Here is a 21609-nt window from a genome sequence, read left to right on the forward strand (position 1 = left end):
TCCGAACGTTCCGAGCGGTGGCGCTCGGGGACGGGGGCGCCCGGCCCCCGGCTCCGCGGGCTCAGAACGCCGAGACGCCCGTGAGCGCCCGCCCGATGATCAGCTTCTGGATCTGGCTGGTGCCCTCGTACAGCGTCATCACGCGCGCGTCGCGCAGGAGTTTGCCGACCGGGTACTCGTCGATGTAGCCGTAGCCGCCGTAGACCTGCAGGGCGTTGTTGGCCGCCCGGACGGCGGCCTCGGAGGCGTACAGCTTGGCCTTCGAGGCGGCGGTGGCGAAGTCCTGGCCCCGGTCGATCAGATCGGCGACGCGCCAGGTCAGCAGCCGGGCGGCGTCCACGTCGACCGCGATGTCGCTGATCATCTCCTGCACCAGCTGGTAGGAGGCGATGGGCTTTCCGAACTGCTCGCGCTCCCCCGCGTAGCGGACGGCGGCGTCGAGCGCGGCCTGCGCGATGCCGACACAGCCGGCGGCGACCGACATCCGTCCCTTGGCCAGGGCGGACATGGCGAGGGCGAAGCCCTTGCCCTCCGGCCCCAGCAGCGCGTCGGCCGGCACCCGGACATCCTCAAGGACCAGTTCGGCCGTCGCCTGGCCGCGCAGGCCGAGCTTGCCGTGGATGGTGCGCCGGGTGAGGCCGGGGGTGTCGGTGGGGACGAGGAAGGCGGAGATGCCCCGGTGACCCGGGGCGTCGCCGGTCCGGGCGAAGAGGAGCGCGACATCGGCCCAGGTGCCGTTGGTGATGAACATCTTCGAGCCGTTGAGCACATAGGTGTCGCCGTCGCGGACGGCCCGGGTGGCGAGCGCGCCGGCGTCGGAGCCCGTGCCGGGCTCGGTCAGGCCGAAGCAGCCGATCGCGTCGCCCGCGGTGAGCCGGGGCAGCCACCGGCGCTTCTGCTCCTCGCTCCCCCAGGCGGCGATCGTCTTCGTGACGAGACCGAGCGAGACGGAGACGATCCCGCGCACGGAGGAGTCGCCGCGCCCGAGCTCCTCGGTGACCAGGCAGTAGGCGAGGTGGTCGCCGCCCGAACCGCCGTACTCCTCGGGGACGGTGAGGCCGAGGAAGCCGAGCGCCCCGAGCTTCTTCACGATCGACTTGTCGACGTTCTCGGCGCGGTCCCACTCCACGGCGTGCGGGGCGACCTCGCGCGCGACGAAGTCCTCGGCGAGCCGCCGTACGGCTTCCTGCTCCTCGCTCAGCTCCAGATTCACGGTGCCACCCCACTCGACTTTAATTACCACTGCTAGTTTTTAGCGTCACGCCTACTATGTGCGCCATGGCCCGACCGCGCAAGCCCCTCCTGAGCAGAGACCGGATCGTCGAGACGGCGAGCGCGCTCGTGGACGCGGAGGGCCTCGCCGCCGTCTCCACCCGGCGACTCGCGGCCGAGCTGGGCGTGAGCGGGCCGTCGCTCTACAACCACTTCCGCACGAAGGACGAGATCCTGGACGCGGTCGCGGACGCGGTCAGCGCGAAGGTCGATCTGTCGATGTTCGACGAGGCCGACGGCAGGGACTGGCGTACGGCGCTGCACGACTGGGCCGCCTCCTACCGCGCGGCCCTCGCCGACCACCCGAACATCGTCCCCGTCCTGGCCCAGGGCCCGGGGCGCCGCCCGGCGGGACTGCGCGTGGCGGACGCCGTCTTCGGCGCGATGGTCCGGGCGGGCTGGCCGCCGGCCCAGGCCACCTACATCGGCGCCCTGATGCGCTACTTCGTCACCGGCTCGGCGCTGGGCTCCTTCGCCCGTGGCTTCGTGGACGACGAGACGGCCTACGACCCGGCGGACTACCCTCACCTCGGCCAGGCGCACCTGCTTGCGGAGCACCGGCAGAAGGTCGACGACGGCGCGTTCGACACGGGTCTGAGGGCGCTGCTCGACGGGCTCGCGCTGCAGTACGAGACGGGGGTACGGGGAGCATGGGCCAGACAGGAGTCGACGAGCGGCTCGTAGCGGCGGTCACGGACGGCGACGCGGAGGCCGTCCGCGCCCTGCTGGCCGCGGGAGCGGACCCCGGCGCCCGGACCGGGGAAGGACTGCCCGTGCTCTGCGCGGCGGTGGCCGCCCACGACGCCGGGACCGCCCTCGCCCTGGTGGAGGGCGGCGCGGACCCGGACCAGGAGCTGCCGGACGGGACGACCCCGCTCGGCCGGGCGGTCGAGGGCGGCTCCCCGGCCGTCTTCGAGGCCGTCCTGGGGACCGAACCCCGGCTGCGGCAGGCGCCGCCCGCGCGGGAACGGCTCCTCGGCCTCGCCCGCCGGTGGCACGGTACGGGGGCCGAGGCGGGGCTCCGGTGCGCGACGGGCACCGCAGGCCCCGCGCGGACCCTTCTGGTCGAGGACTCCGAGGACCGGACCGTGGAACAGGTGACGCTCGGCGGGCGGACCGTACGGGACGGGCACGGAGCGATCCTGACCACGCTGGAGTGGGCCTTACGCGTCCTGACCCCGGTGGACGCGCTGGTGGAGCGGGCGGTGGCCTCCCCCCACGCGAGCCCGGACCACGTCACCTGGTGCGCGGCGCGCGGGGTGCTGACCGAGCGACGCAGCCGCGAGACCTGGGCGGCGCTCGCCGCCTACCGCCACCACCCGGACCCGGCGCGCCGGCTCTTCGCCGTGGACGTCCTCTGGAGGACCGCCGTCTTCCAGGGGAGCCACCGCAACTCCTACGCCAAGGACACCGCCGGGCTCCTCGCCGAATGGGCTCCGCACGAGCCGGACGCCGAGGTCCTCACGCGGATCCTCGACACCTACAACCATCTGGAGCACCCCGGCCACGAGCGGCTCGGCCTGCTCTTCGCGGATCACCCGCACCCGCCCGTCCGGGCCGAGGCGGCGTGCGCCCTGGCCGGCGAGGAGGCGCCCTCCTCCGCCGCCCGGGCGGCGCTGCTCGGCCTGGCACGCGACCCCCACGCCCGGGTGCGTGCCATGGCGGGCGACATGCTGGCCCGGACGCACGACCTCACGCCCGAGGTCACCGACGCCCTGCTCGCCCTGGTCGCGGACCGGGACGGCGAGGTGCGCGGGCGGGCCGCGGCGGCGCTCGCCGGCAGCCGGGACCGCTCCCCCGCCGCCGCGGCCGCGCTGTGGGGACTCCTCGACGCGGACGATCCGTCGCTGCGGCTGGAGGGCGCCTTCGGCCTGGCGCTGCGCGACGACCCGCGGACCGAGGAGGCGTACCGGCGGGCGGGGCCGTCGGCCGGTCCGGAGTTCGAGCACGATCACCGGCCCACGCAGCTGCTCCACTACCGGTGGCGCGCCCGGGACCGTTCGGCGGACGCCGAAACGTGAGTGCGGCACCCTGGAGCCATGGCCGCCCACGACCTCGCCGCCCTCGCGGCGCTCCTCGCCGACGAGACCCGTGCCGCCTTCCTCCTCGCCCTGCTCGACGGGCGGGCCTGGACGGCGGGCGAACTCACGCGCCACGCGCGCGTGGCGCCGTCCACCACCAGTGAGCACCTCGGGAAGCTCGTCGCCGGCGGCCTCCTCGCCGAGGAACGGCAGGGCCGGCACCGCTACGTCCGCCTCGCCGACTCCGGGGTCGCTCACCTGGTGGAGGACCTCGCCGCCTGGGCCGAGCCCGTCCGCAAGGACGCGCCGCGTTCGCTGCGGGCCGCGAGCGCCGGGCACGCCATGGCGCGGGGGCGGACCTGCTACGACCATCTCGCCGGACGGCTCGGCATCACGATCACGGAGGCGATGACCGGACGCGGACTCCTGCGCCAGGACACCGGGTTCGCGCTCACCGACGGGGGCGTGGAGTGGTTCACGGCGCTGGGCATCGCGCTGGAGCCGACGCGGCGCCGCCCGATCGCCCGCGGCTGTCTCGACTGGACCGAACGCAGACCGCATCTGGCGGGGGTCGCGGGCGCGGCGCTCTGCCGTCACGCGCTCGACGCCGGATGGTGCGTACGGATCGGCTCGGAACGGGCGGTGAAGGTCACCGGCACGGGGGAGCACGCGCTGCGGGACACCCTGGGCATCGAGCCGGAGACAATTCGGTGAGCGCCGAAGGGTCCAGGGCCTACCGTCACCCCATGAGCAACTCTCCCGCCCCCGCCGCCTCCCGGCTCGCGCTCGCCGCCGCCGGTGTCACGGTCGTCCTGTGGGCCTCGGCCTTCGTCTCCATCCGCAGCGCCGGAGCCGCCTACTCCCCCGGCGCGCTCGCGCTGGGGCGGCTGCTCGCCGGGGCCGTCGTGCTCGGCTGCGTCCTGCTGATACGGCGGGAAGGGCTGCCGTCCCGGCAGGCCTGGCCGGGCATCCTGATCTCCGGACTGCTCTGGTTCGGCGTCTACATGGTGGTGCTGAACTGGGGCGAGCAGGAGGTCGACGCCGGGACCGCCGCGATGGTCGTGAACATCGGCCCGATCCTGATCGCCCTGCTCGGGGCCCGCTTCCTGCACGAGAAGCTGCCGCCCCGGCTGATCGCGGGCATGGCGGTGTCGTTCGCGGGGGCGGTGACCGTCGGCCTCTCCATGTCGGGCGAGGGCCACGCCTCGGTCCTCGGCGTGCTGCTGTGCCTGCTCGCGGCGATCGCGTACGCGGGCGGGGTCGTCGCCCAGAAGCCCGCGCTCGCCCACGGCAGCGCCCTGCAGGTCACCACGTTCGGGTGCCTGGTCGGGGCCGTGGGCTGTCTGCCCTTCGCCCCGCGGCTGCTCGACGAACTGGGCAGGGCGCCGCTGTCGGCGACCCTGAACATGGTCTACCTCGGGGTGTTCCCGACCGCGCTCGCCTTCACCACCTGGGCCTACGCCCTGGCCCGGACGACCGCGGGGAGGATGGGCGCGACGACGTACGCCGTGCCGGCGCTGGTCGTGGTGATGGCGTGGGTGTTCCTCGGCGAGCTGCCGGGGCTGCTGACGCTCGCGGGCGGCGTGCTCTGCCTGGCGGGCGTGGCGGTCTCCCGCTCCCGGCCGAAGCCGCCCGGGGCGGTGCCCTCGGCCGGGAGCGCCGACGCGAGGCCGGAGAAGGTCTGACGCCCGCCCCCCCCGTGGGCGGGCGCCAGGACTCCCGAGCGCTGGTACGGGGTTGTCGGGCGCTGGTCAGAAGATGACGAGCGCCCGGCCGCCCTTGCCCGCGAGCATGTTGTCGAAGGCGCCCGGGATGCCGTCGAGGGTGATCCGCTCGGTGACCAGGGTGCTCAGGTCGAGGCGGCCGGCCCGGATGTGCTCGGCGAGGACCGGCAGGTCCTTCGCCGGGTCGGAGTTGCCGTAGACGCAGCCGGACAGGGTCCGCCCCCAGTGGAACAGCTCCAGGGCGTGGAAGGTGACCTGCTGGTCCTTGCCGCCGATGCCGACGACCGTGGTGCGGCCGCCGCGCCGGGTGGAGTCCCAGGCGGTACGGATGGTGACGGCGCGGCCGACGCACTCCACGGCCACGTCGGCGCCCTGGCCGCCCGTCAGCTTCCGGATCTCCCGGGCGGTCGTGTCGGAGGCGACGACGTACTCGGTGGCTCCGGCGGCCCGCGCCAGGGCCTCCTTCTCGGGGGACACGTCGACCGCGATGATCGGCGAGGCGCCGGCGATCCGGGCGGCCTGGAGGGTGGCGAGGCCCACGCCGCCGACGCCGAAGACGACGACGGACTCCCCCTCCCGTACCCGGGCGGAGTGGTGGACCGCGCCCCAGCCGGTGAGGACGGCGCAGCCCAGGAGGGCGGCATCGGTGAGCGGGACGCCGTCCGGGGCGGGCAGCACGCAGGAGGCGGCGACGACGGTCTCCTCGGCGAAGGCGGCGACGTTGAGGCCGGGGTGGAGTTCGGTGCCGTCCTCGGTGACGGCGTGGACGTTCCCCGCTCCCTTCAGGGCGTCGACGCAGAGCCACACCTCGCCCAGCGCGCAGGGGTGGCAGGCGCCGCAGGACGGGGCCCAGTTGAGGACGACCCGGTCGCCGGGGGCGATGTGGGTGACGCCCTCGCCGACAGAGACGACCGTGCCGGCGCCCTCGTGACCGAGGACGGCCGGGACCGGCAGCCGCATGGTGCCGTTGGTGAGGGAGAGGTCGGAGTGGCAGACGCCGGCGGCGGCCAGCCGGATCCGGACCTGGCCGGGGCCGGGCTCGGGGAGTTCGATGCCGGTGATCTCCAGCGGAGAGCCGACGGCGGGCAGGACGGCGGCGCGGATCACGCTCACGCTCGGGGCTCCTCGGGGCTCAGAACTGGAGGGACTTGGTCTGGAGGTACTCGGCGAGTCCGTGGGCGCCGAGTTCGCGGCCGACGCCCGACTGCTTGTAACCGCCGAAGGGCGCCAGCGGGTTGAAGCGGCCGCCGTTGATGTCGACCTGGCCGGTCTCCATCCGGCGGGCGAAGGAGACGGCCCGCTCCTGCTCTCCCCAGACGGCGCCGGCGAGGCCGTAGACGGTCCCGTTGGCGATCGCGAGGGCGTCGTCCTCGTCCTCGTACCGGAGGATCGAGACGACCGGGCCGAAGATCTCCTCCTGCGCGATGGTCATCTCGGGGGTGACGTCGGCGAAGACGGTCGGGGAGACGTAGTAGCCGGTCTCCCGCGGGGCGTCGGGGCCGCCGGCGACGATCCGGGCACCCTCCTCGACGCCCTGCTCGATGTAGCCGCGGACACGCTCCCGCTGCTTGGCGTTGACGAGCGGTCCGACGCGTTCGCCGGGAACGTAGGCGGCGACGGCCTCGGCGGCGAGGGAGACGGCCTCGTCGTACTGGTCGGTGTGGACCAGCATCCGGGTCCACGCGCTGCACGTCTGGCCGGAGTTGGACATGACGTTGGCGATGCCGACGGTGACCGCCTTGCGGAGGTCGGCGCCGGGCAGGATGACGTTCGCCGACTTGCCGCCGAGCTCCAGCGCGACCCGCTTGACGGCTCCGGCGGCGGTGGCGCCGATCCGCTTGCCGACGGCGGTCGAGCCGGTGAAGGAGACCAGGTCGACGTCGGCGTGCTCGGCCAGCGCCTGGCCGGCGACCGGGCCGAGGCCGGTGACCAGGTTGAACACCCCGGCCGGGACACCGGCGTCGTGGACGGCCTCGGCGAAGAGCTGGGCGGTCAGCGGGGTGTCCTCGGCGGGCTTGAGGACGACGGTGCAGCCGGCGGCGAGCGCGGGGGCGACCTTGGCGACGATCTGGTGGAGGGGGTAGTTCCACGGGGTGATCGCGCCGACCACACCGACCGGCTCGGAGTAGACGGTGGAGTTGCCTACCTTCTCTTCGAAGGGGTGGGTGGCGGCCAGCTCGGCGTAGGAGCCGGCGACGGCGATCGGCAGTCCGGTGTGCACCGCGGCCGCGAGCTTGGGCGGGGCGCCCAGCTCGGCCGTGACCGTGGCGGCGATCTCCTCGGCGCGGGCGGCGAGCGCGTCGCGCAGGGCGCCGAGGCGGGCGGCGCGCTCGGCCGGCGGGGTGGCGGCCCAGGCGGGCAGGGCCGCGCGGGCGGCGCGCACGGCGGCGTCGACGTCCTCGGCGGTGCCCGCGGGGACCCGGGCGATGACCTGCTCGTCCGCGGGATCGATCACCGGGATGGTGTCCGTGGAGGAGGCGGGGCGCCACTCCCCGCCGATGTACATCGCGTCGTGGGCCTTCATCCGCTGTCTCCTCACGTGACCGACCGGGCGCCGTCCGAACCCAAACTAGCGCTGATAGTTTTGCGGCGCCAGGGCCCCCGGACGTGCGCCGCGTCTCAACGGCGGAAGGCGGCCGCGCGGAAGGCCGCCCTGCGGAAGGCGGCCCTGCGGAAGGCCGGCCTGCGTGGCCGGTCAGAAGTCGGCGAGGGTCGGCTCGTCGAGGCGCGCCACGGATTCCTGCGCGAAGCGCCGTTCGTACACGTCCCTGATCCGCTCGATCCGCGGGTCACGGACCGTGGCCTCGGCGGCCGGGTAGAGCAGGATCAGCTCGTACGAACGCTCCCGCTCGATGGTGCCGTTCCCGTCCCGCCACTGGCCCCGGCCCTCCTGCACCGTCAGGCCGCCGGGGAAGGCGGGCGTCACCTCCGTGTCCACGAAGGCCATGAACTGCCGGTCGGTCACGTCCGCTCCCCCGTCGGGGCGTTCGGTCCCGAAGAAGAGCCGGGTCTCCACGTACGGCTTGCCCCGGCCCTTCGGCGTCCCGGCGGTGACGGCGTCCGGCGCCGTGACCGTGGCGGTCGTGGCGGCGGCCGGGGCCGCCGGCCGCGTCCCGTCAAGCGTGGCGTACGCGGTGGGCGCGGCGGCGACGAACAGCAGCCCGGCGACACAGGCGGCCACACGGCCGCGGGTGGTGGTGAACGGGCGGTGGGTCATGGGCCTCTCCCTGGGTCGTGGCGTCACGGGTGTGGTGTGCGCGCCGGCGGTGTGCGCGGGCGCGCGGAGGCGCCGACGGGCGCGCGCCGGGTGGCGCGGCCCGCCGGCTTCCGGCCTGACGCGGTCAGATCTCCTTGTCGAGATCGGTGAGGTGGGCGTAGACGACGACGTTCGACTCGTACCCCTTCTTCGGGTCGAACGAGCCTCCGCAGGTGAGCAGCCGCAGCTCGGGGCGGCCCCGGGACCCGTACACCTCCTCGTCCGGGAAACCGGCCTTGGTGTACGTACGGACCTTGTCCACCGTGAACACGGCGACGCGGCCGTCGGCCCGGGCGACACGGACGGTGTTGCCGGGGCTGAGCACGTTGAGGTTGAGGAAGATGGCGGGCCCGCTGCGGGTGTCGCGGTGGCCGACGACCACCGCCGTGCCGCGTTCGCCCGGGGTGGGGCCGCCGCGGTACCAGCCGACGACACGGGGGTTGTCGACCGGCGGGGTGGCGAGCCGGCCGGCGCCGTCGAGCCCCAGGTCGACGACCGGTGCCTCGATGGTGATCGCGGGGACGGCGAGACTGGTGGGGCGCGAGCGTCCCAGGGGCGCGGGCGGCGACCCGGGCCCCGCCTCCGCCGCGGGTTTCGGCTTGGCCGCGGCGGTGCCCGGCGACCTGCCGGGAGCCTTGCTCGCGGGCGGGTTGGTGGGCTTGGCCGCGGGCTGCGGCCGTGCCCCTGCCGCCGGCTCGACGGCGGGCTTCGGCCGGGACGGAGGCTCGGGCGCGGGATCGGGGGGCGCCTTCGGCTTCTGGTCGGCGTGGAGCCCGGTTACGGCCGGGGCGGCAGCGGACGCCGCCGCCCCGTGCGCGGCCGGGGCGGCCGCGATCGGTGGGCCCGACGGTTCCCCGTCCTGGGCCCACCAGATGCCGCCGACGACCAGTGACAGGGCCACCACCACCGTCCGGGCGAGCCGGAGGAGGCGCCGCTGCCTGCGCGTGTAGCGGGACCTACGCGGCGCCATCGGTGCGGCGGCGCGACCGACGGAGACGGACGAGGATCAGTCCGGCCGTGCCGGCGAGACCCGCGGCCAGTGCCGTGCCGACGCCGAAGGCGGAGCTCTCGTCGCCGGCGAGTTCGGCGCTGCCGCCACCGCCCGCTCCGACGGGACCCTGCGGGGGCCGGCCCTGGTGGCCGTTGCCGCCGCCGTTGTCACCGGGTCGGTGGTTGTCGCCGTTGGAGCCGGGGCGGTGGTTGTCGCCGTTGCCGCCCTGGCCGCCGTTCGGGCCGTCGAGGAAGTCGGCGCAGTCGACCTTGAAGATCTTGCTCTTCTTGGCGCCCAGCTGACCGGCCCAGGTCCACTCGACCTTGTACGTGCCGTCGCCGAGCTCCAGGTCAGGAGTGAAGCCGTTGCCCTCGGAATCGATGGTGATCGCGCCGCTCCTGACGACGCCACCCCGCGGCGGCTGCGGCGAGATCGTCCAGCTCAGGGACTGGAGCCCGTCGAAGCTGAGGGCGGCGAAGTAGAAGGTGCAGACCTTGGGCTCGTGGCGCTGGTCGTTCTCGGGGCTGCGGGGCGGCTCGTCGGGGCGCCCGGCGTGGTGGACCTTCACGTCGCCGTTGTCGCCGGGGGCGGCGACGGCGGCGGGCGCACCGGCCAGGGCCGCGGCGCCGAGAGCGAGGGTCGCGACGGCTGTGGAGAGAAGGGGGCGGACAGCCTGAGCGGTCATGCGGGGGTTCCTCCAGTCATGAAGACGGTCGGATGAATCAACCGATAATCTGACTATCTGTCATTACGAGGAAGCGGAGAGTGGCCGCAACGCCGCGACACTCCCCGACATTCACTCCCCCGGCGCAAGCACGCTCACGGCCCGTGACGGCTGACCGGGACCTGTGCCCCGTGCCGGGCCCCGGCCCCACTTCCCCGGCCCCCGCCTCCCGTCCGCTGTCTAGACGGTTCCGAAGAGGATCCCCGCCCCCAGGACCACCAGCGAGGTCAGCGCGGCCCACTTGACCGTGAACTTCGTGTGGTCGCCGAACTCGACCTTCGCCATGCCGACCAGGACGTACACCGCCGGCACGAGCGGGCTCGACATGTGCAGGGCCTGTCCGGCCAGGGAGGCGCGGGCGATCTCCAGCGGCGAGACCCCGTGGGCGGCGCCCGCCTCGGCCAGGACCGGGAGCACACCGAAGTAGAAGCCGTCGTTCGACATGAAGTACGTGAGCGGCAGGCTGAGCACGCCCGTGACCAGCGCCATGTGAGGGCCCATGGCATCGGGGATCGCCCCGACGAGCCAGTCGGCCATGTGCTCGACCATGCCGGTGCCGGTGAGGACGCCGGTGAAGACGGCCGCCGCGAAGACCATGCCGGAGACGTTGAGGACGTTGTCGGCGTGCGCCGCGATCCGGGCCTTCTGCTCAGCCATCTTGGGGTAGTTGACGCTCAGCGCCAGCGCGGCCCCGATCAGGAAGAGCACCGGGATCGGCAGGAGTTCGAGGATCATCGCGGCGAGCAGGGCCACGGTGAGCGAGGCGTTGAACCAGTACAGCCGGGGGCGCAGCGTCGGGCGGTTCGGGTCGAGCCCCTGGAAGCCGCCCTCGCCCGTCCCTCCGACCGCCGGGGAGGCACCGGTACCGGCGCCGTCCGTACCACCGGCGGCACCGGCCCCGTCCGTACCACCGGAGGCACCGGCCCCGTCCGTACCGCCGCCGGTCGTGACCAGGACCGTCTCGGGCTCCGTCACCAGCGCCTCGTCCAGGGTGAGGTAGCCGATCCGCTTCCGCTCGCGGCGGCCCAGGACGTACGCGAGGACGAAGACGAAGAGCAGACCGGCGCCGAGGGCCGGGATCATCGGCACGAAGATGTCGGCCGCGTCGAGCTTGAGCGCGGTGGCGGCGCGGGCGGTGGGGCCGCCCCACGGCAGGGTGTTCATGACGCCGTTGGCGGTGGCGGCGACGCCGGTCATGACGACCAGGCTCATCCCGAGCCGCTTGTAGAGCGGATACATGGCGGAGACGGTGATCATGAAGGTGGTGGAGCCGTCGCCGTCGAGCGAGACGATCGCGGCCAGCACCGCCGTACCGACCACGACCCGGACGGGGTCCGCCTTGCAGAAGCGCAGGATGCCCCGGACGATCGGGTCGAAGAGCCCCACGTCGATCATCACGCCGAAGTAGACGATCGCGAACATCAGCATCGCCGCGGTGGGCGCGAGCTTGCCGACACCGTCGAGGACGAAGTCGCCGAGCTGCGCGCCCTGCCCGACGAGGACACAGAACAGCGCGGGGATCAGGACGAGCGCCGCGATCGGCGACATCCTCTTCATCATGATCAGGACCAGAAAGGTCGCGATCATGGCGAAGCCGAGGACGGTCAGCATGGAGGACACCTCACGTTCACCTTCGAACTCCCACCGGGAGGACTCCACCGGTGCGGCGGTCCGGACGACGTTAGGTGCCCTCTTCCGCCGTTAACAAGATGTCGACGCGTGAGCAATACGAGCAAAAGCCCAGGTCACGGCGGGGGCGCTACGTACGGGTGTCACGGCAGGGGTGTCACGGCGACGGGGAAGCCGTTGAGCACGGCGGTGCCCGAGAGGGGGTCCAGCCGGGAGCCGTCGAGGAGCTGGTTGACGTTCACGCCCGGGCGGGCGGCGGCGACGGCGAGCCGGGTGCCGGGCCGGTCGTGGCCCCAGCCGTGCGGCAGGCTGACCACTCCTGTCCGCACCGTGTCGGTGATCTCCACCTCGACGTCCAGGGCGCCGCCCTCGGCGGTGACGCGGGCGGGCTTCCCGTCGGCGAGCCCGAGCCGGTCGGCGTCCCGCGGGTGGACCTGGAGGGTGCACCGGTTCGATCCGCCGTTGAGGGAGGGGACGTTGTGCAGCCAGCTGTTGTTGGAGCGCAGGTGGCGGCGGCCGACGAGCACGAGCCCGTCCCGGCCGGCGTCCAGGGCCGCTCGCAGCCGTGGCAGGTCGGCGGCGAGGGGCGGCGGGAGCAGTTCGACGCGCCCGCTGCGGGTCTTGAGGAGATGCGGCAGGCGGGGCCGCAGCGGACCGAGGTCGACCCCGTGCGGCTGCCGGCGGAGCGCGTCGAGGGTGAGGTCGTACGGTCCGAGGCGGAGCATCAGGTCCAGGCGCCGCTCGGCCCCCGTGGCGCCGGTGAGCAGGGCGGCCTGTTCCCGCGGGTCGGCGCCGAACAGCGGCGAGTGCTCCTGGGTGACGGCCTTGGCGAGGGCGGTGTCGACGGCGAGGTCGTCGACGGCGGAGGGCGGGGCTCCGTGCATGCCGGAGACCGCGAGGATCAGCCGGGCGTGGATCTCGCACTCGTCCATGCGCCCCTCCTCCAGGGGGACGGCGGCCGGGGTGAAGCGCGCCTGGTTACGGACGGCGAAGCCGTTGAAGGCGAAGTCGAAGTGCGCGCTCTGGGAGGGCGGCGGCGGGGGCAGGACGACATCGGCGTGGCGCGTGGTCTCGTTGAGGTAGGGGTCGACGGCGACCATGAAGTCGAGGGCGGCGAGGGCCGCGTCGAGGCGCTGTCCGTCGGGGGCGGACAGGACGGGGTTGGCGGCGATGGTGACGACGGCCCGGATCCGCCCCTCGCCCGCCGTCTCGATCTCCTCGGCGAGGGCGGCCGTCGGCAGTTCGCCCTTGGCCTCGGGGTGGCCGGAGACCCTGCTGGCCCAGCGGCCGAGCGCGAAGCCCTTGCCGGGTCCCGCGGGCCGGGGCGCGGGGGCGGTGGCGGAGAGCGGGAAGAGCGCCCCGCCGGGGCGGTCGAGGTTGCCGGTGAGGACGTTGAGGACGTCGACGAGCCAGCTGGCGAGTGTTCCGTACGCGACGGTGGAGCTGCCGATGCGTCCGTAGACGGCCGCCGAGGGCGCGGCGGCGAGTTCGCGGGCGACCGCGCGGATGGTGGCGGCGTCCAGGTCACAGGCGTCCGCGACGGCCTCGGGGCTGAACTCCGCGAGCGCGGCGCGGACTTCCTCGACGCCTTCCACGTGCCCGTCGAGCGCGCCGAGGTCGGTGAGGTCCTCGGCGAAGAGGGTGTGGGTGAGCGCGGCGAGGAAGAGCGCGTCGGTGCCAGGGCGGATGGCGAGGTGCCGGTCGGCGAGGGCGGCCGTGCGGGTGCGTCGGGGGTCGACGACGGTGAGGGTGCCGCCGCGCTTGCGCAGGGCCTTGAGCTTGCCGGGGAAGTCGGGGGCGGTGCACAGACTCCCGTTGGACTCCAGGGGGTTGGCGCCGAGCATCAGCAGATGGGCGGTGCGGTCCAGGTCCGGCACGGGGACGGCGAAGGGGTCGCCGAAGAGCAGCCCGCTGGAGACGTGCTTGGGCATCTGGTCGAGCGTGGAGGCGGTGAAGAGGTTCCTCGTCCCGAGCGCGCCGATCAGCAGGGGCGGGTAGAGGGCGCCGGCCATGGTGTGGACGTTGGGGTTGCCCAGGACGATACCCACCGCCTGTGGTCCGTACTCCTCCACCAGCGGCCGGATCCGGGCGGCGATGAGGTCGAACGCCTCCTCCCACGAGGCGTCCCTGAGGACCCCGTCCGTACGGACGAGCGGGCCCTTGAGCCGGTCGGGGTCGGCGTCGACCTCGGCGAACGAGGCGCCCTTGGGGCAGATGAAGCCCTGGCTGAACACGTCGTCGCGGTCGCCGCGCGCTCCGGTGACCCGGGGCCCGTCGAGGGTCAGCGTCAGCCCGCAGGTGGCTTCGCAGAGGGGACAGATGCGCAGGGCCGTGGACATGGAGGTCTCCCTGGGGCGTCGGCGGGTGCCGCCGAGCATACCGACCGGTAGGGATGAAGGGGAGGGGTTCCGCGAGCGGCCTGGACGCGGGGCGGGAGCGGGGGGCGTTACGCGAGGGAGGGGGGTTACGCGAGGGAGGGGGCGAGGTAGGCGTGCAGGAGCTCGCGGGTCTCGGCGATGAGGGCCGGGTCGCCGGTGGGGCCGACGCGGAAGGCGAGGTGGAGGAGGGCGTCCGTGGCCTCGACGCCGACCAGGACCTTGCGGCGCAGGGCCTCGTCGGCGGGGCGGTCGAGGGTGGCCGCCAGCAGGGCGCAGAGCCGGTCGGCGACCAGGTGGTTGGGGTCCTCGTCGCCGGGTTCGCCGGGGCTGGGGACGCCGAAGTCGACCAGGGCGAAGCCGGGCACGGTCCGCTTCATGGCGATGTACTCGTCGAGGACGGTGTCGATGGCCCGGCGGGCGTCGACGGCCGGGAGGGCGGCGAGGCGGGCGGTGATGCGCTCGGCGTACCGGTCGAGGTTGCGGTGGGCGAGGGCGGCGGCCATGGCGCGCTTGTTGCCGAAGAAGCGGTAGACCGAGCCGATGGGGACGCCCGCGCGGAGGGCGACGGCCCGGGTGCTCAGCTGTTCGTAGCCGGTCTCGTCGAGGAGTTCGGCGCAGGCGTCGAGGATCCGGGCGAGGCGGTCGGCGCTGCGCTGCTGGACGGGCGCGCGACGCAGGGCGGGCTGGGCGGGCCGGTCGGGCGGACTGGGCTGGGGCACGGGGACCATGATGCCGTTCCGCGCCGGGTCAGGCGATGAGGAGGCCGATACCGCCGAGGGTGTACACGATCATCAGCGCGAAGAGGGGAAGCTGCCCGGCCAGTGCACGGGCGGGCGGGAAGAGCCGCACGGCGCGGTCGTGGGCGGCGATGACGCCGAGGACGTGGCCGGTGACGACGGCGACGACCTGGAGGGTGGCGAGGCCGCCGGGACCCAGCGGTGGGGCGGGCGAGGGGGCGTTGTCAGTGCCCGCTGCCATCATGACGGTACGTGGTCCTTCGGTGACCAGGAGTGTGAAGTAGTGGGCGACGAGATAGCCGAGCGCGATCGGCAGGAGGGAGTGGGCGAAGGACGAGAGGGGGTGGGTGAGTTCGGGGGACATCAGGCGCAGGGCGCCGGCGCAGAGGCCGTAGAGGGCGGCGACGAGGGCGACGGCGGCGAGCAGTCCGAGGGTGGCGGTGAGAGTGGGGCCGAGTGGGGAGGTCTGGAGGGTGGTGAGCCAGCGGGGGTGGTCGGAGAGGCCGTCGTAGGCGGTGGAGCCGAGGAGGACGCAGACGGTGGCGACGAGGCCGGGGGCCTGGGGGGTGGAGTCGAGGCCGTCGAAGGGGGAGCGCAGGACGAGTCGGCCGTCGGCGCGGCGGCCGAGCGGGGAGAGCCGGGCGAGGAGGGAGGAGTAGAGCTCGAAGGGGTCGGCCCGGGCGAACCACCGCTCGCCGTATCGGGCGGCGCCGAGGAGTTGGACGGCGGTGAGGACCGTGAGGAAGGTCAGGAGGGTGGGGGTGGACGTGGGGTCGGGGGCGGCGAGTTCGAGCCAGGCGAAGGCGAGGAGTCCGGCGGCGGCCGGCCGGGTGCCGAGCCGGGCGGGCAGCGGGTGGGGGTCCCCGGCCGGGCGGAGCGGGCGGAGGAGGGAGTGGAGCGCGCGCAGGGGGTTGAGGAGGCGCCAGACGGGTCCGAGGAGCAGGGAGGCGGGGACGAGTCCGACCCAGAGCAGGACGTAGACGGCGCCGGGGGCGGGGTTGCGGTCGGGGTCGTCCGGGCCGAGGAGGAGATGGAGGAGGACGGTGATCGCGGCGGCCAGGCCGAAGGTGCGCAGGGCGGTGCGGGTGGCCGGGGCGTCCGCGAGGCGCTGGAGGGCGGCGGGCAGGGGGCGGCCGGCGCGGTCGCCGCGGAACCGGGAGGTGGACCAGAGCAGGCCGAGGCCGAGGAAGGAGATGAGGAGGGCGGTGAAGGCGCCGGCGTAGGCGTAGAACGGCGAGAGGGGCAGGTCGTGCTGGGCGCCGACGCCGTGCGCGAGGGTGGTCATCGGACGAGGAGTTGGGTCAGCACGAGTCCGGACTCGTGGGTCTCGACCTCGAAGAGGCCGGTGCGGTCGACGGTGAGGGTGAGGGAGGCGGGGCGGCCCGCGGGGAGCGGGAGTTCGCGGTCGTAGCCGTGGACGTGGAGGGTGTCGGCGCGGTCGCTGGTGACGCGGAGGGTGAGGCGCTCGCCCTTCTTCAAGGAGACGCGGGAGGGAGGGGGTTGTATGGACGTGCCGTCGACGCGGATGTCCACGGTCCGGCCGGCGGGCGGGTCGGGGGCGGCCGTGGGGGCGGTGGTCGGGGCGAGGCCGGCTGTGGCCTGGACCGGCCTGCCGTCGACGGCCCAGACGGTGTGGTCGTCGGCGTGGAGCCGGACGGTGAGGCTCCGGGCACCGGGCGGGACGTGGTGCCAGGGGCCGTAGGCGCGGGCGGCCTCCCGGCCGTCGACGAGCAGCCGGGCGTATCCCCTGCCCGGGACGGCGGCGCCGCCGACGCTCTCCGGGGTGAACCGGAACCTCTCCACGGCCAGGTGGACGTTCCAGCCCCCCTCGGAGTCGGGCCGCACCTCCAGCCGCACGCCCGGCGCCCTCCCGGCAGGCGCCTCCCGCAGTCGGTGCCCTGCCTCGTCCTTCGCCGCGAGCAGCGTGCCACTGCCCGCGGTGGCCTCCTGGTGCCCGGTCCCCGGCTTGTGATGCGTGGTGGCCCGCCCACCGCACCCGGTGACAAGAAGAACGGCGAGAACCGCGACCAGCATCGGCCGGCCCGCCCACCGGACGGACCACCGCCGCGGCCCGAACCACCGCCGCGGCCCGGGCCGGCGGACGCGCGGGGCGCCGTCGCTGGCCGGGGCGGGGGTACCGGCGACGGCGAGCCCGACCGGCGCAGGCCCGACCGGAACGCGCACGGCCGGCGCGCGCACGGGCGGAACGGGCACGGCCAGCGCGGACCCGACCGGCCCGGGGGCCCCGGCGACGGCGAGCCCGACCGGCCCGGACCCGGGCGGAACGGGCCCCACCGGCGCGGACCCTGCCGACGCGCGCGCGAGCGGAACGGACCCGACCGGAAAGCGCGACCCCTGGCCCGCCGGTTCGCGCTGCCCGCCGGTCGTCTCGGGGCGGGTCATTCGGTCGCCTCCGCGCCCGAGCGGGGTGTCCCGGCCGCGGGGTCGTCCCGGCGCGAGCGAGGTGGCCCGACGACCGGGGTGCCGTGGGCGGGCTCCGGCCGGGGGGCGTCGCCGTCCCGGCCGTCCGTTCCGGCGCCGGCCGGCTCGGGCCGCGGGTCATCGCCGTCCCGGCCGTCCGGCCGCGTGCCCTCCGTCCTCTCCCCCGTGGCGGGGCCGGAGGCCGCAGGGCGGGTGGAGAGGGTGGCGGACCAGAGGATCCAGGCCACGGCCAGGAGGGTGCGGAGCCAGGCGGGGCTGAGGGGGATCCAGGGGATCATGAGGACGGCCTTGTCGAAGGCGTCGAGGAGGGTCAGGGCGCCCAGGGTGAGGGTGGTCCAGGCGAAGGCGGGGCGGGCCGGGCGCAGGGTGAGGCCGAGGGCCGTCCACCAGGCGCCGGTCAGGAGGAGGGCCAGGGCGGGCAGGGGCCCGGAGGCCAGGCCCAGGGTCGAGCCGGCGACGTCGAGGGCGAGGCCCACGAGGCCGAGGAGGGTCGCCGCGCCCGCCAGGCGGCTGCCCCGCAGCCTGCGCCACCACAGGGCCCCGCCCACGAGCGCGAGGACCACCGCGGACCCCAGGGCGAGCTGGGTCTCGACGCGCTGGACGCCCCGGGCGCCGTACCAGTCGCAGCCCGCCGGGAGCCTCCGCGCCTGGACGTCGTAGTCGGCGCAGACCAGCAGATGGGCGAGCTTGGACGGTTCGCCGACGAGCCGGTCGGTGTTCCCCGAGACCTCGCCCCGGCGCGCCCCGCACTCGGGCAGGGTGCCCGGGGTGGAGGCGCCGGTGCCGGGCTGCCAGCAGTTCCCGCCGCCCTGGCCGTCCCACCAGACGTCGGTGCGGTTGGGGCGGGAGGCGCCCGACCGGTCGACGCCCAGGTGGTTGCCGGCGTAGCGGTTGTGGTGGGAGGTGTCGGTCTGCTTGCCCCAGGCCGACTCGCCCCGGATGAAGGCGGGGACGGCGCTCAGGAAGAAGGCGGCGCGCTGGTGCCCGTACACCCAGTTGTTCTCGTAGAGGTTCCAGTTCCCGCCGGCGGTGATGATGCCGGTGCCCGGGGGCATGGAGATCTGCGGGCAGACGACGCCCTGTTCGTAGCCGCGCTCGACGGGCGGCGCGGCGCAGGTGCCGTCGGCGACGTACCGGTAGTAGTTCTGGTTGTTGTCGTGGATGAGGTTCCGCTCGAAGCGGGCGTGGTTCTGCGGCAGTCCGGGGTGGCCGGGGAAGGCGGAGTCCATGGAGGCGCCGCCCATGTTGTGGTCGAACTCGTTGTCGTGGACCCAGACCGAGTCACCGGCCGTGCCGGAGTAGCCGACCATGTTGTGGTGGCTGCGGCAGCCGGTGATCTCGATGGAGTAGCGGGGGACGTCGTAGCCGCGGCCGTTGTTGATGTCGGAGGCCGAGCCGGGGTAGATGCCGGAGTCGCCGTTGCCGTACGACTCGCAGTTCTTGTAGAGGCCGTGGTCGGAGGCGAAGGTCAGGAAGCCGTACTCGTCGTTCCACCGGGTCAGGACGTCGTCGATGACGAAGCCGTCGGCCGCGAGGACGTACAGCGAGTTGAATGTGGTGCGCTGCGCGGTGAAGTTCCGGAAGTAGATGCCGTCGGAGCGGTCGGCGCGCACGGCGTTGAGCTTGGTGTAGGCGGCGTCGACGACGACGTCGAGGCGGGAGGCTCCGGTGCCCTCGATCTGGAGGTCCTTCTTGCCGAGGACGGCGACCAGGTTCTGGTTGTGCGGGCACCGCCGCTGCTGTTCGTACGACAGGATCTGGTAGCCGAGCGAGGAACGGGGCGCGTCCAGGGAGGCGCAGGCGCCGGTCGGCGTGGCGCGGGAGGGCTCCTCCTCGTACAGGCCGGGCAGCACGGCGATGGTCATGCCGGGGCGGTCGACGGCGTCGACGGCGTCCTGGAGGTGGCGGTGTCCCCCGCCGGGGCCGCCCCGCGCGCAGCGGGCGAAGAGGGCGAGGTTGCGGGCCTTCAGCGCGGCGGGGAAGCGGGCGATCCGCCGGTCGAAGTCGGCCCGGTCGGTCTTGCAGACCAGGAGGTCGGGCTCCCCCGTGCGCAGGACCGGCACGCTGCCGGAGCCGTCGGGGAAGGTGACGGGCCGTTCCTCGTGGGCCTGGGCCCCCGGGGCGGCGAGGAGGGAGGCGGCGAGCGCCGCCAGGACGACCGAGAGCGTGAGGAGGAGCCTGCGGGTCCACGACATGCGCTGGAGAGTAGAGCAATGTTCATGTTTTGGAACCCCTCGTGCACGGACTTCGTCCCACTCCCGCCGCGGTGCACCGTTGACGCGAGCGGGGGCGGAATCCTACGGTCATGCATAGGATTCTTTGAGGGCAGAGGACAGGAGCGCGCGATGACCACGGAGAGCACCGAGCGGGCGAGAAAGACGGCCGAGGGGCTTCGGTACACCACCGGCTTCGGCAACGAGCACAGCTCGGAGGCGGTCCCCGGCGCGCTGCCGCACGGCCGGAACTCGCCGCAGCGGGCGCCGCTGGGCCTGTACGCGGAGCAGCTGAGCGGGAGCGCGTTCACCGAGCCGCGCGCGCACAACCGCCGCTCGTGGCTGTACCGGATCCGTCCCTCGGCCGCGCATCCGCCGTTCACCCGGGTCGGCAACGGCGCCGTACGCTCCGCGCCCTTCACCGAGACCGTGCCGGACCCCAACCGGCTGCGCTGGAACCCGCTGCCCGACCCGGCCGAGGGCACGGACTGGCTCGCCGGCCTCTGGACGCTCGGCGGCAACGGCGACGCGACCCAGCGCACCGGCATGGCCGTGCACCTCTACCACGCCAACGCCTCCATGGACCGCGTCTTCAGCGACGCCGACGGGGAGCTGCTGATCGTCCCCGAGCGCGGCGGCCTCCTCCTCCGGACGGAGCTGGGCCTGCTCTCCGCCGGTCCCGGCGAGGTCGCGCTGATCCCCCGCGGGGTCCGCTTCCGCGTGGAGCTGCTCGACGAGAGCGCCCGCGGCTACGTCTGCGAGAACTACGGCGCACCCTTCCAGCTCCCCGACCTCGGCCCGATCGGCGCCAACGGGCTCGCCCACGCCCGCGACTTCCGCGCGCCCGTCGCCGCCTACGAGGACGTCGAGGGCCCGGTCGAGGTCGTCAACAAGTACTGCGGCAACCTCTGGTCGGCGACGTACGGCCACTCACCGCTCGACGTCGTCGCCTGGCACGGCAACCACACCCCGTACGTCTACGACCTGCACCGCTTCAACGTCATCGGGACGATCTCCTACGACCACCCGGACCCGTCGATCTTCACGGTGCTGACCTCGCCCTCCGACACCCCCGGTCTCGCGGGTGTCGACTTCGTGGTGTTCGCCCCGCGCTGGCTGGTCGGCGAGGACACCTTCCGCCCGCCGTACTTCCACCGCAACGTGATGAGCGAGTACATGGGCCTGATCGAGGGCGCGTACGACGCCAAGGCGGAGGGGTTCGTGCCGGGCGGCGGCTCGCTGCACAACATGATGTCCGCGCACGGTCCCGACCGGGAGACCTTCGACCGGGCGAGCGCGGCCGAGCTGAAGCCGCAGAAGATCGACGACGGCCTGGCCTTCATGTTCGAGACCCGCTGGCCGCTCACCGCCACCGGCCAGGCCGCGAACGCCGACCATCTGCAGAGCGGTTACGACGACGTGTGGCAGGGTCTTGAGCGCCACTTCCGGTCGTAGTACGGAGAAAACCGTGACCGCCTTCGCTCCCGACTCACTGGTCCTGAACCGCAAGCTGCCGCTCTGGTACCAGGTCTCGCAGTCCCTGCGCGCCTCCATACTGGGCCGCACGCCCGACGCCTCGCTGCGGCTGCCCACCGAGGAGCAGCTCGCCGCCCATTACGGCGTGAGCGTGCTGACCATGCGGCAGGCTCTCAAGGAGCTGGAGGAGGAGGGGCTGATCAGCCGCCACCGGCGGCGGGGCACCTTCATCGAGCCGGGGGCGAGGCGGTCCACCCCGCGCCGGCTGCTCGGCTCGATCGACGCGATCGTGGCCCAGCAGTCGGGCGAGCTGACCACGGTCCTGGGCCACGGCGCCGAGCCCGTCCCCGGTGAGCTCGCCGAGTACTTCCCGGACGAGTCCGAGGTGATGGCCTATCGGCGGCTGCGCTGTGACGGGGAGAGCGGCGAGCCCACCAACTGGGCCCTGAACGCGGTCCGCCAGGATGTCGCGGCCCGGCTCGACCCGGCCGATCTGGAGCGCTGGCCGATGACGAAGGTGCTGCGGGACGTGGTCGGCGTCCGGATCAGCCGCATCACGGACACGGTCGAGGCCCGGCTCGCGGACCCGGAGACGGCGGGCCTGCTCCAGGTGCCGCTGCTCTCGCCGATCCTGCACTACACCGGGGTGACCTACGGCGAGGACGGGCGAGTGGTGGACGTGGCCCGCATCTTCTACCGGGGCGACCGGTTCTCCTTCACGGTGACGGTCGAGGCCCACTGACCGT

At 74.1% G+C, this 21609-nt stretch carries 18 protein-coding genes; 6 read left to right on the forward strand and 12 right to left on the reverse strand.

Annotation, left to right across the window (positions count from 1 at the left end):
- Positions 1 to 61: 61 nt before the first annotated feature.
- Positions 62 to 1213, reverse strand: coding sequence for an acyl-CoA dehydrogenase family protein (locus ACZ6RC_RS25700; protein ID WP_469587306.1), 1152 nt, complete (start codon positions 1211 to 1213; stop codon positions 62 to 64).
- A 65-nt stretch (positions 1214 to 1278) separates the two neighbouring features.
- On the opposite strand from ACZ6RC_RS25700, the gene ACZ6RC_RS25705 reads away from it, so the two are divergent.
- Genes ACZ6RC_RS25705 through ACZ6RC_RS25720 form a run of 4 tightly spaced genes read left to right on the forward strand, consistent with a single transcriptional unit; the run spans position 1279 to position 4978 of the window.
- Positions 1279 to 1956, forward strand: coding sequence for a TetR/AcrR family transcriptional regulator (locus tag ACZ6RC_RS25705; RefSeq protein WP_469587309.1), 678 nt, complete (start codon positions 1279 to 1281; stop codon positions 1954 to 1956).
- Positions 1923 to 3293, forward strand: coding sequence for an ankyrin repeat domain-containing protein (locus ACZ6RC_RS25710; protein WP_469587311.1), 1371 nt, complete (start codon positions 1923 to 1925; stop codon positions 3291 to 3293). Before ACZ6RC_RS25705 ends, ACZ6RC_RS25710 begins: the two co-directional genes overlap by 34 nt.
- An 18-nt stretch (positions 3294 to 3311) precedes the next feature.
- The gene (locus ACZ6RC_RS25715) at positions 3312 to 4007 is read left to right on the forward strand and encodes an ArsR/SmtB family transcription factor (protein ID WP_469587314.1); all 696 of its coding nucleotides are present in this window, start codon (positions 3312 to 3314) and stop codon (positions 4005 to 4007) included.
- 32 nt (positions 4008 to 4039) lie between these two features.
- A complete protein-coding gene (locus ACZ6RC_RS25720; RefSeq protein WP_469587322.1) occupies positions 4040 to 4978 on the forward strand; it encodes a DMT family transporter in 939 nt (312 codons plus the stop codon).
- A gap of 66 nt (positions 4979 to 5044) precedes the next feature.
- On the opposite strand, the gene ACZ6RC_RS25725 is transcribed toward ACZ6RC_RS25720, so the two are convergent.
- From ACZ6RC_RS25725 to ACZ6RC_RS25775, 11 genes are all read right to left on the reverse strand, one after another.
- Complete coding sequence (locus tag ACZ6RC_RS25725) at positions 5045 to 6124, reverse strand: zinc-binding dehydrogenase (protein ID WP_391145322.1); 1080 nt, start codon at positions 6122 to 6124, stop codon at positions 5045 to 5047.
- A 25-nt stretch (positions 6125 to 6149) separates the two neighbouring features.
- The gene (locus ACZ6RC_RS25730; protein WP_469587325.1) at positions 6150 to 7541 is read right to left on the reverse strand and encodes an aldehyde dehydrogenase family protein; all 1392 of its coding nucleotides are present in this window, start codon (positions 7539 to 7541) and stop codon (positions 6150 to 6152) included.
- Positions 7542 to 7712: 171 nt separating this feature from the next.
- Positions 7713 to 8234, reverse strand: a complete 522-nt coding sequence (locus ACZ6RC_RS25735) for a DUF3574 domain-containing protein (protein ID WP_469587328.1) — start codon at positions 8232 to 8234, stop codon at positions 7713 to 7715.
- A 124-nt stretch (positions 8235 to 8358) separates the two neighbouring features.
- The gene (locus tag ACZ6RC_RS25740; RefSeq protein ID WP_469587331.1) at positions 8359 to 9243 is read right to left on the reverse strand and encodes a class F sortase; all 885 of its coding nucleotides are present in this window, start codon (positions 9241 to 9243) and stop codon (positions 8359 to 8361) included.
- Positions 9230 to 9949 (reverse strand): hypothetical protein, encoded by a 720-nt coding sequence (locus ACZ6RC_RS25745; RefSeq protein ID WP_391144593.1) that lies wholly within the window; start codon positions 9947 to 9949, stop codon positions 9230 to 9232. Before ACZ6RC_RS25745 ends, ACZ6RC_RS25740 begins: the two co-directional genes overlap by 14 nt.
- Before the next feature lie 219 nt (positions 9950 to 10168).
- A complete protein-coding gene (locus ACZ6RC_RS25750) occupies positions 10169 to 11599 on the reverse strand; it encodes a CitMHS family transporter (protein ID WP_469587498.1) in 1431 nt (476 codons plus the stop codon).
- A gap of 161 nt (positions 11600 to 11760) precedes the next feature.
- A complete protein-coding gene (locus tag ACZ6RC_RS25755) occupies positions 11761 to 13956 on the reverse strand; it encodes a molybdopterin oxidoreductase family protein (RefSeq protein WP_469587334.1) in 2196 nt (731 codons plus the stop codon).
- A 125-nt stretch (positions 13957 to 14081) separates the two neighbouring features.
- A complete protein-coding gene (locus ACZ6RC_RS25760; protein ID WP_469587337.1) occupies positions 14082 to 14723 on the reverse strand; it encodes a TetR/AcrR family transcriptional regulator in 642 nt (213 codons plus the stop codon).
- 19 nt (positions 14724 to 14742) lie between these two features.
- Positions 14743 to 16017, reverse strand: coding sequence for a hypothetical protein (locus ACZ6RC_RS25765; protein WP_469587340.1), 1275 nt, complete (start codon positions 16015 to 16017; stop codon positions 14743 to 14745).
- Entirely contained in the window at positions 16014 to 16766 is a 753-nt protein-coding gene (locus ACZ6RC_RS25770) for a hypothetical protein (RefSeq protein ID WP_469587343.1), read from the reverse strand. Before ACZ6RC_RS25770 ends, ACZ6RC_RS25765 begins: the two co-directional genes overlap by 4 nt.
- Before the next feature lie 365 nt (positions 16767 to 17131).
- Positions 17132 to 19369, reverse strand: a complete 2238-nt coding sequence (locus tag ACZ6RC_RS25775; protein WP_469587346.1) for a right-handed parallel beta-helix repeat-containing protein — start codon at positions 19367 to 19369, stop codon at positions 17132 to 17134.
- A 150-nt stretch (positions 19370 to 19519) separates the two neighbouring features.
- Here ACZ6RC_RS25775 and hmgA point away from each other — a divergent pair, with 150 nt between their 5' ends.
- Positions 19520 to 20842 (forward strand): homogentisate 1,2-dioxygenase, encoded by a 1323-nt coding sequence (gene hmgA / locus ACZ6RC_RS25780; protein WP_469587350.1) that lies wholly within the window; start codon positions 19520 to 19522, stop codon positions 20840 to 20842.
- Between the two features lie 13 nt (positions 20843 to 20855).
- Complete coding sequence (locus ACZ6RC_RS25785; protein WP_453619604.1) at positions 20856 to 21605, forward strand: GntR family transcriptional regulator; 750 nt, start codon at positions 20856 to 20858, stop codon at positions 21603 to 21605.
- The last annotated feature ends 4 nt before the right edge of the window (positions 21606 to 21609 follow it).

Source organism: Streptomyces sp. NPDC048353 (assembly GCF_055587165.1).

Coding starts and splice junctions, on each gene's coding strand:
- ACZ6RC_RS25705 (WP_469587309.1), top strand. CDS start 1,279: ATGGCCCGACCGCGCAAGCCCCTCCTGAGCAGAGACCGGATCGTCGAG.
- ACZ6RC_RS25710 (WP_469587311.1), top strand. CDS start 1,923: ATGGGCCAGACAGGAGTCGACGAGCGGCTCGTAGCGGCGGTCACGGAC.
- ACZ6RC_RS25715 (WP_469587314.1), top strand. CDS start 3,312: ATGGCCGCCCACGACCTCGCCGCCCTCGCGGCGCTCCTCGCCGACGAG.
- ACZ6RC_RS25720 (WP_469587322.1), top strand. CDS start 4,040: ATGAGCAACTCTCCCGCCCCCGCCGCCTCCCGGCTCGCGCTCGCCGCC.
- ACZ6RC_RS25730 (WP_469587325.1), bottom strand. CDS start 7,541: ATGAAGGCCCACGACGCGATGTACATCGGCGGGGAGTGGCGCCCCGCC.
- ACZ6RC_RS25735 (WP_469587328.1), bottom strand. CDS start 8,234: ATGACCCACCGCCCGTTCACCACCACCCGCGGCCGTGTGGCCGCCTGT.
- ACZ6RC_RS25740 (WP_469587331.1), bottom strand. CDS start 9,243: ATGGCGCCGCGTAGGTCCCGCTACACGCGCAGGCAGCGGCGCCTCCTC.
- ACZ6RC_RS25745 (WP_391144593.1), bottom strand. CDS start 9,949: ATGACCGCTCAGGCTGTCCGCCCCCTTCTCTCCACAGCCGTCGCGACC.
- ACZ6RC_RS25750 (WP_469587498.1), bottom strand. CDS start 11,599: ATGCTGACCGTCCTCGGCTTCGCCATGATCGCGACCTTTCTGGTCCTG.
- ACZ6RC_RS25755 (WP_469587334.1), bottom strand. CDS start 13,956: ATGTCCACGGCCCTGCGCATCTGTCCCCTCTGCGAAGCCACCTGCGGG.
- ACZ6RC_RS25760 (WP_469587337.1), bottom strand. CDS start 14,723: ATGGTCCCCGTGCCCCAGCCCAGTCCGCCCGACCGGCCCGCCCAGCCC.
- ACZ6RC_RS25765 (WP_469587340.1), bottom strand. CDS start 16,017: ATGACCACCCTCGCGCACGGCGTCGGCGCCCAGCACGACCTGCCCCTC.
- ACZ6RC_RS25770 (WP_469587343.1), bottom strand. CDS start 16,766: ATGCTGGTCGCGGTTCTCGCCGTTCTTCTTGTCACCGGGTGCGGTGGG.
- ACZ6RC_RS25775 (WP_469587346.1), bottom strand. CDS start 19,369: ATGTCGTGGACCCGCAGGCTCCTCCTCACGCTCTCGGTCGTCCTGGCG.
- hmgA (WP_469587350.1), top strand. CDS start 19,520: ATGACCACGGAGAGCACCGAGCGGGCGAGAAAGACGGCCGAGGGGCTT.